Annotated in this window: 7 protein-coding genes; 3 read left to right on the top strand and 4 right to left on the bottom strand. The window is 71.2% G+C overall.

Annotated elements, in window-relative coordinates; translation table 11 throughout:
* Nucleotides 1–213 precede the first annotated feature (213 nt).
* From HGAM_RS06580 to HGAM_RS06570, 3 genes are all read left to right on the top strand, one after another.
* Complete coding sequence (locus tag HGAM_RS06580) at nucleotides 214–2,142, top strand: Ig-like domain-containing protein (protein WP_019144681.1); 1,929 nt, start codon at nucleotides 214–216, stop codon at nucleotides 2,140–2,142.
* 207 nt (nucleotides 2,143–2,349) lie between these two features.
* On the top strand, nucleotides 2,350–2,877 hold the full coding sequence (locus tag HGAM_RS06575; RefSeq protein WP_019144680.1) for an RNA polymerase sigma factor: 528 nt from the start codon (nucleotides 2,350–2,352) through the stop codon (nucleotides 2,875–2,877).
* Nucleotides 2,878–2,918: 41 nt separating this feature from the next.
* Complete coding sequence (locus tag HGAM_RS06570; RefSeq protein WP_019144679.1) at nucleotides 2,919–3,746, top strand: hypothetical protein; 828 nt, start codon at nucleotides 2,919–2,921, stop codon at nucleotides 3,744–3,746.
* Between the two features lie 59 nt (nucleotides 3,747–3,805).
* On the opposite strand, the gene HGAM_RS18115 is transcribed toward HGAM_RS06570, so the two are convergent.
* The 4 genes from HGAM_RS18115 to HGAM_RS06550 all read right to left on the bottom strand — a co-directional run bounded on the left by HGAM_RS18115 (nucleotide 3,806) and on the right by HGAM_RS06550 (nucleotide 7,172).
* Nucleotides 3,806–4,930 (bottom strand): polysaccharide lyase family 20 protein, encoded by a 1,125-nt coding sequence (locus HGAM_RS18115; protein ID WP_049798141.1) that lies wholly within the window; start codon nucleotides 4,928–4,930, stop codon nucleotides 3,806–3,808.
* A gap of 110 nt (nucleotides 4,931–5,040) precedes the next feature.
* Nucleotides 5,041–5,535 carry an RNA polymerase sigma factor gene (locus HGAM_RS18110; protein WP_218915232.1) on the bottom strand — a complete coding sequence of 165 codons (495 nt, stop codon included), beginning with the start codon at nucleotides 5,533–5,535 and terminating at the stop codon, nucleotides 5,041–5,043.
* A gap of 29 nt (nucleotides 5,536–5,564) precedes the next feature.
* Nucleotides 5,565–6,146: a hypothetical protein gene (locus HGAM_RS06555; RefSeq protein ID WP_019144677.1), complete on the bottom strand. Its 582-nt coding sequence runs from the start codon at nucleotides 6,144–6,146 to the stop codon at nucleotides 5,565–5,567.
* Nucleotides 6,147–6,230: 84 nt separating this feature from the next.
* Complete coding sequence (locus HGAM_RS06550) at nucleotides 6,231–7,172, bottom strand: EamA family transporter (RefSeq protein ID WP_019144676.1); 942 nt, start codon at nucleotides 7,170–7,172, stop codon at nucleotides 6,231–6,233.
* Nucleotides 7,173–7,402 lie beyond the last annotated feature (230 nt).

Here is a 7,402-nt window from a genome sequence, read left to right as displayed (position 1 = left end):
CACCGGCTCGATCGTCGCGGACAGGCGCGGTGGACCCTGGTCCGGGTCCACCGCGTCGTTCGTCCGAGCGGACGCCATGGTCGAAGAACCTGGATGGCCGGGGTGTGCAGCGACGACTCTGGCGGCACGCGCACGCGTGAAGTTCCCGCGAACCTGGGAGTCGCCGCGGGCGGGCCGCACCTAGCGTCGTTCCACCCCTACGGAAGGCTCCTCATGAGGAAGACACTCCTGGCCGCAGCAGCCGCTGCGCTGGTCGTCACCGGCGTCGGCACAACGCCGACCCAGGCGGCCGGCACCGCTCAGGTCGAGGTATGGCTCACGACGTCCACGAACGCCTGGGACCCGAACCAGACCGCGACGCTCTGGAAGCGCGTGACTGGACCGGACGGCTCGCCGACCCTGGAAGCGACCGCGACCTGCGTGCCGCAGCACGCGGATCGGTCGTGTGCCTTCCCCGGCGTCGCGTCGGGCGAGTACATCATGGAGACCGGCTCCTGGAACGCGCCCGACGGGACGACGAAGACGTTCTACGCGCGCGGCACGAAGGGCACCACGGACCCGTTCGCGGCGACGAAGCTGCGCCTGAGCAACGGCTCGTTCGTGGAGACGGAGATCCAGACTCAGAAGGGTGGCACCATCACGGGCAAGGTCACCACCACCTACGCGGGCCCCCGCACGGTCACCTTGCACACTGACAACCTGCTGCCGTCGGCGGGCAGCCCCGACCGTCAGGTCAGCGTCGCGGCCGACGGCACGTTCCGGGCTGAGGGTCTCGCCGGCAGCGCGTACTCCGTCTCGGTGGACGAGGTGACCCGCGAGTTCCCCACCGCCTACTACGACTCCCCGGTCCAGGTGTACCCCGGCCAGACTCGTGACGTGGCGATCAAGGCGCCCACCCGCACTCTGGTGCGCGGCAACATCACCTGGACGAGCGGGTCGGCCCAGTTCATGCAGCAGACCCCCGAGGGCGTGTGGGAGCTGCAGCACACCGCTCCGCTGCGCGACGGCTCGTACGCCGCGTACCTGGATCCGGGCGCCTATCGCATCCGGTACGTCAGCGCCGGCAACACGACGAAGTGGTACCACTCCGCCAGGATCGCGAGCACCTCCGACCTGGTGCACGTGGGATCGAACCTCGTCCACCTGGACGACGTGCACCTCTCCGACGAGCCCATCGCCGAGCGCAGCACCTCCACGATCACCGCCACGCCGTCCGCGACGACCGTGACCGACAAGACGGCTGTCTCGGTCGCGGCGGACGTCTCCGCCGTGGCGGGCGACGTGCAGGTCCTCGAGGGCGACCGGGTGCTCGGCTCGGGCACGTTGCCGCTCACGAGCGGCAAGGTCAGCGTGGCTCTCGGCACGCTGCCCGTCGGCCAGCACACATTGCGTGCGTACTACGGCGGAAGCGCGTCGAAGCGGTCGGTCTTCAGCACCCCGTTCACCGTCACCGTGAAGGCCGCCACCACTCCCAACCCGAACCCGAACCCCAACCCGAACCCGAACCCGAACCCGAACCCCAACCCGAACCCGAACCCGAACCCCAACCCGAACCCGAAGCCCCCGACGAAGGTCACTCCTGCCGTGACCGCCGCCGCGGCCACCAAGCTCATGGCCGGGCGCGCCGGGGCCCTCACCGTGGCGGTTCGCGCCAGCGGCACGACGCCCACCGGTCGTGTCACCATCAGCGACGGACGTGTCGTCGTGGGCACTGCCACGCTCACTACCGCCAACCGGGGCACGATCCGGGTCCCCCTGCGCGCGCTGGCGGCCGGCACCCGCAACCTCTCGGTGAGCTACGCGGGGTCGGCCACGGTGACGTCCCGTACTGCGGCCTATCGAGTGACGGTTGCTCGAGCCACCTCGGCATCGGCCGCCAAGGCGCAGGGCAAGATCACGGCCCGCAAGGGTGGCCGTCTGACTGTCAAGGTGCGGGCCGTCGGCGTCGTCCCGACCGGTGCCGTGACGGTGAAGCTCGGCTCGAAGGTCGTGGGACGGGTGACGCTCGCGGCCAAGGCACGCGGCGTGACGACCCTGAAGATCAAGGGCCTCAAAAAGGGACGACGCGTCCTGACCGTCGCCTACGCCGGAGATCGCCAGGTTGCTGGGAGCGCGACCCGCGTCACCGTCACCGTGAAGTGAGCTCCACGCGGAGGCGGCGCGACGAACGCCGGCCGACGCATCGGTGAGGAGGGGCCGCAGGCATCGAGCCTGCGGCCCCTCCGTCGTCCCACCACGGGCTCACGGACTCGACGAACGACGTCCGTCGCCATGGAACCGATCTCCGCTCGTGGGACTCATGGTCGGCGTGCGCCACCGCGCGCCTCGCCGACGAGGAACAGGAATGACATGTTCGAACGACGCCCGTCGTGGGAGAGGGACTTCGAGGCCTTCTTCCTGGCACGACGCCGGCTGTACCTGAGGATCGCCTACACCATCGTGGGCGACTGGCAGCGCGCCGAGGACGCCACCCAGGACACCTTCAGCTCGCTGTACGCGAAGTGGACGACGATCCGCGGGCGCGAGCCCGATCCGTTCGCCCGCAAGGTGCTGGTGAACGCCTGCCTGCGGATCCTGCGCCAGCGCCGTCGGGGCAACGAGCTGCCGTCCGAGCCCGAGGCGCTGGACGTCGTGCGGCACGACGACCCCGACGCGGCGCTCAGTCTGGACCTGTCTGCCGCCCTCGCGACGCTGTCGCCCCAGCACCGGGCCGTGGTGGCCCTGCGCTACCTGCACGACCTCTCCGTCGCCGAGGTGGCCGCGACGCTCCGCGTCCCCGAGGGGACGGTGAAGAGCCAGAGTGCACGGGGCCTCGACGCGCTCCGCGCCCACCTGGAGCGATCCGGCTCCGACCCCGTCCCCGCGCTGCGCGCGTGACCTCCCCACCCGTTCTCGAGCTCTCACAGAGGAGACATCCCATGAGCACCACCGCCCAGATCCTGCTCGACACCGCGATCGGCGAGTCCCCCTCGACCGGACCGTCCCTCGCCGACGTCGTCCGCTCCGGACGCCGCCTGCGCCGCCGCAGCCTCGCCCGCCGTTGTGCCGGTGCGACGGCCGTCGCCGCGGCCGCCGTCGTCACCGCGACCACCGCGCTGACGGCCGGCACCACGTCACCCGCGTGGGCCCTCGCCACCTCGCCCGAGCAGGTCACGCAGCAGATGACCGAGCGCCTCGAGGCAGAGCTCCCGAAGGGCATCGCGATCCGCTCGCTGGAGGAGAACGCCTACGGCGAGCACCTGGGCAACGACGGCCTGCCGGCCGAGCTTCCGCGCTCGGACTGGTCCGAAGCGACGTCGTGGTCGATCCAGGCGAAGCTCAGCAACGGCCACGACGTCTTCATCGGGCTGACGCACAGCGTCGGCGACTCCGAGTACGACGGTGAGGACCCGGTCGCCAGCCGAGCCCGACAGTGCCGCAAGGACCTCGCCGAGGACTACTACATCTCGTGCCGCAGCAGGAGCCTGCCGGTCCAGGGCACGTCCGTGCCGACCGTGAGGACGGAGTTCGCGGCCCTGCCCGGTGAGGACGACGTGATGGTGCTGGTGCCGGGCTCGTCGGGCGGGCCGACCGCGAAGACTCACTTCGGGCAGTCCCTGAGCGCCTACCCCGGCGGGGACTTCGTCGTGACGGCGCAGGAGACCTTCCTGTCCGAGGACGTCGAGCAGCTGCACGCCGAGCGGTCGCTGCAGCCGACGGACCTGGCCGACATCGTCCTGGACCCGGAGCTCCTCGCCGCGCGCTGAGCCCGCCGACGCCGGCCGGGTCCACCACGTGGTGGACCCGGCCGGCGTGCGTCCATCGGTCAGCGCCGCCGCGAGACCCGCAGACTCATCGCCCGTGAGGACGACTTCTGAGCGGTCCTCGATCCGAGGTAGACGACGCGGACGACGTGGCGCCCGGGGCGCAGCTTCTTGCTGATCCGCAGCCGCACCTTTCCCCCGTGCAGGGTCGCCGTGCGGTGGTGCCGGCCGTCGACGAGCAGACGCACCCGGCCGGCGACCGCCGCACGGCCCGTGACCCGGGCGACGACCTTGGCTCCCCGCCCACGCCGCACCGTGGAGTCGGCGAGACGGGCCGACACCTTGGTCGCGAACCGCTTCGCCGGCGCCGGCGCCGGGGGCTTGGGAGCCGGCGTCGGTCGCGCCGGCGTCCGGGTGACGGAGGCCAACGTGCGACCCATCGCCCAGTCGTCGTGATAGACGACGCCCTCGCCCTTGATCGTGTCGTTCCGGTACAGGCCGATCTTGAGGTAGTTCTCCAGGCCCGGGAACTGGGTGGCGATGTGTTGCTTCGGGACGACGAGCCTGCCGTTGTGGAACAGCTCGACGAAGCCGACCTCGGCGTCGGCCGACCACTTCACGTGGAAGACGAAGTCGTTCCACTTCTCGCGGACGAGCGGAGTCTTCCAGACTTGCTTGCCGGGGCTGCCACCGATGTTGAGCCGGATCTCCTCCCCGAAGACGTAGAACTCGACCGGCGGAGAGCCGTTCTCGGCGTGGTGGTGCCACTGGGCGAAGAGCTGCCACGTGCGCTCGCTGGGGAAGCTGGCCGGGAACAACGTGCTCCACCGGTAGTAGTACTCCGAGCCAGACGGCTCGTCGGTCATCTTCTTCAGCTCGTTGCGGTTGCCGCTCGAGTTGATCGGGTCGTCGCCCTGCCTCACCGTCGCCTTGAGCGCGTAGCGGCCGTGCCGCACCCGTTCACCGGTGACCTGCAGCCGGTCCTCGTCGACCATGTGCTCGCCGTCCCACTGCTTGCGGTCCCCGGTCTCGAAGTCTCCGCTCCAGACCGGGTCGTCGGCGGTCGCGCTCAGCGCGGGCGCCGCCGGCGCCGGGGCGGCGCTCAGGGTCGCCCCCAGCAGGGCGAGCGCGAGCCCGCGGGTAAGCAGACGTCGACGCAGACGTCCGCGCTCGTCGTTCGTGATCACAAGATGCTCCTTCCGGTCCCCCGTTCCGGGACGTGCCAGTCGAGCGTGGACGACTCGACGCCGGCACGTCGATCCCAGGTTCGTGGGATCGACGCGGCCGACGCGGCTCCTCACCGGGGCAAGGACGAGGCTCCGTCCCCGTGCGCGACTCGCAGCGCGGCGAGGGCGGCGGCGTAGCGGCCGCGCGTCGTGGATGCCGACACGCCCATGACCTGAGCGGCCTCGGCGAGCGTCATCCCCTCGCCGTGCACGAGGACCACGACCTCCCGCTGGGGGCCGGGCAGCGAGCCGAGCGCGGTTCTCACGTCCGCTCGCCGGTTGACGATGTCGGCGACGTCCGGCTCGGCGTCGCGCAGCTGCTCGCGGAGACGGTCGGTGATGACCTGCCGTCGCCGTCGTCCGCGGCCGTGGGCGAGCAGCGTCCGTCGGGCGATCCCGAACATCCACATGCGGGCCTGCTCGTCGTCCGCAGGAAGGTCGCGAGCCCGACGCCAGACCACGAGGAGCGTCTCGCCCAGCAGGTCCGCCGCGTCCTGGGGATCGGCGACCCGGCGCACGAGGTAGCGCAGCACGTCCTCCGCGTGCGCCTCCACGACGCCGCTCACGCGCTCCTCGTCGACCGGCCGTCCGGTGTTCAGTCGCACTCGGTCCACCCCGAGATGTCCTTGTAGCCGTCGACGTCCAGCCGCTCGATCTCGTGCGCGATCTGCTCGTCGAGCGCCCAGAGGAGGGCCGTCTGGTCGATCGCGGCACGCCGTTCCCTGGCCGTCATGCCGACGATGTCCGGGTCGTCCGGGTACTCGTTCAACCCCTGTTCCGCCAAGGCCCGGAACCGCTCGACGTCACGCTCACCGATCTCGATGTGCACCGGGATCGCCTCGGGTTCACGCGCCTCGTTGCTGCCGTCGTCGGGGTTCTCGGCGCTCTCCGCGATGTTCACGCCCCACGTGCACCGCACTCCGTCCTGGGACGTGAACGTGCCCTCCCGGGCGAACTCACGGTCCCAGTGCCACAGGCCGGCCGCGGCCGCGGTGACCGTCCCCCCGCCCGCCAGCGCCAGCGCCAGCATCCCGCCGACCACCGCGGTCTTGCGCGACCAGGCCCGGGGCTTGGCCTCCCGCCGGGCCGCGGCAGCGACCCGCTGCACCTCGGTGCTGACCTCCCGCGGCAACGGCCGCTCCAGTCCGCTCTCGATCCACTTCTCGATCATGGTCATGACCTCCTTCTGCCCTCACCTGTCGCAAGAGGGCCGGATCGTCCATCGCCAGGCGGAAAAGGTGCGGCGAGCGGCCGACCCGTGTCAGGAGGGCGGCTGCTGCGGCACGGGAGGCGTGGGCACGAGTCCGGACGCCGGGACGTCCTGCCGCGCCCTGCCGGACCCCACCGCGAGTCCGGCCACCAGCAGCCCGGCGATCACGACGGCGCCGCCGACCAGGTCCCCCACGTGCGGGGTCTCACCGAGCAGGACCCAGGCGCCCGCGAAGCCGGTGACCGGGACGAGCATCGAGTAGGGCGCCACCCGGCTCGACGGGTTGCGCTTGAGCAGGGCCGTCCACGCGCCGGCACCGATCACGCTGCCCATCAGCACCGTGTAGAGGAGCCCCAGCACGGCGGGCGCCGCGTCGGCCGTGAAGGCTGACGTCAACGAGGCACCGATCTCCGCGGGCCCTTCCACCACGAGGGAGACGGCCAGCATGGGAATCGGCGGAACGACCGACATCCACATCGTGTACCGGACGGGGTGGTCCGGAGCGGCCAGGCTGCTGCAGATGTTGCTGACCGCCCAGCCGGCCGCGGCGAGCAGGCCCAGCACGAGGGGCAGGACGCTGGCCGAGGACGCGCGTGCCGTGGCGATGATGACGAGTCCCGCCACGGCGAGCGCGACGCCGACGCCCTGCCACGCGGTGACTCGCTCCTTCAGCCACACCGTCCCCATGAGGACGGTCATCGGCGCGGCCGCCTGCAGCACCAGGGAAGCGAGCCCGGCCGGAAGCCCCGCGAGAAGGGCGGCGTAGAGGAACACGAACTGCACGACACCGAAGCTCAGCGCCCCTCCGACCAGCCAGCGCAGGGGGACGTCCGGGAACGGGACGAACAGGATCGTCGGAACCGCGAGCAACACGAAGCGAAGGACGATCAGGAAGTAGGGCGGGAAGTGCTGCAACGAGGCCTCGATGGCCACGAAGTTGAGTCCCCAGACCGAGGCCACCATGACGGCGAGGACCTTGTCACGCGTGCTCATTCGATCAAGAGCTCCAGTCCGGCGCGACGAGCGCACCCGCTTGCTCCGTGCCGGCAGGCCACGCCGTGCCGACCCACGGTCATCCGTCATCTCCCGTACGCACTCGCGTGAGCGTAGATCCGCCGGCCCACTCGCCCATCCCAGATGTCTGGGATCGATCCGGCCGCCCTGTGGCGCCTGGGCAGGCCGGTCGATCCACGAAGCGCGAGCGTGCCTTGGAGGACGTCGTG

This window comes from Aeromicrobium massiliense JC14, assembly GCF_000312105.1.
Taxonomy (GTDB): domain Bacteria; phylum Actinomycetota; class Actinomycetes; order Propionibacteriales; family Nocardioidaceae; genus Aeromicrobium; species Aeromicrobium massiliense.
The sequence above is the reverse complement of the archived record's forward strand: the minus strand, read 5'-3'. Positions and strand labels throughout refer to the sequence as shown.

Excerpts from the sequence above, each read along its gene's own strand:
- HGAM_RS06555 (WP_019144677.1), bottom strand. The coding sequence starts at position 6,146 with ATGACCATGATCGAGAAGTGGATCGAGAGCGGACTGGAGCGGCCGTTG.
- HGAM_RS06580 (WP_019144681.1), top strand. The coding sequence starts at position 214 with ATGAGGAAGACACTCCTGGCCGCAGCAGCCGCTGCGCTGGTCGTCACC.
- HGAM_RS06575 (WP_019144680.1), top strand. The coding sequence starts at position 2,350 with ATGTTCGAACGACGCCCGTCGTGGGAGAGGGACTTCGAGGCCTTCTTC.
- HGAM_RS06550 (WP_019144676.1), bottom strand. The coding sequence starts at position 7,172 with ATGAGCACGCGTGACAAGGTCCTCGCCGTCATGGTGGCCTCGGTCTGG.
- HGAM_RS06570 (WP_019144679.1), top strand. The coding sequence starts at position 2,919 with ATGAGCACCACCGCCCAGATCCTGCTCGACACCGCGATCGGCGAGTCC.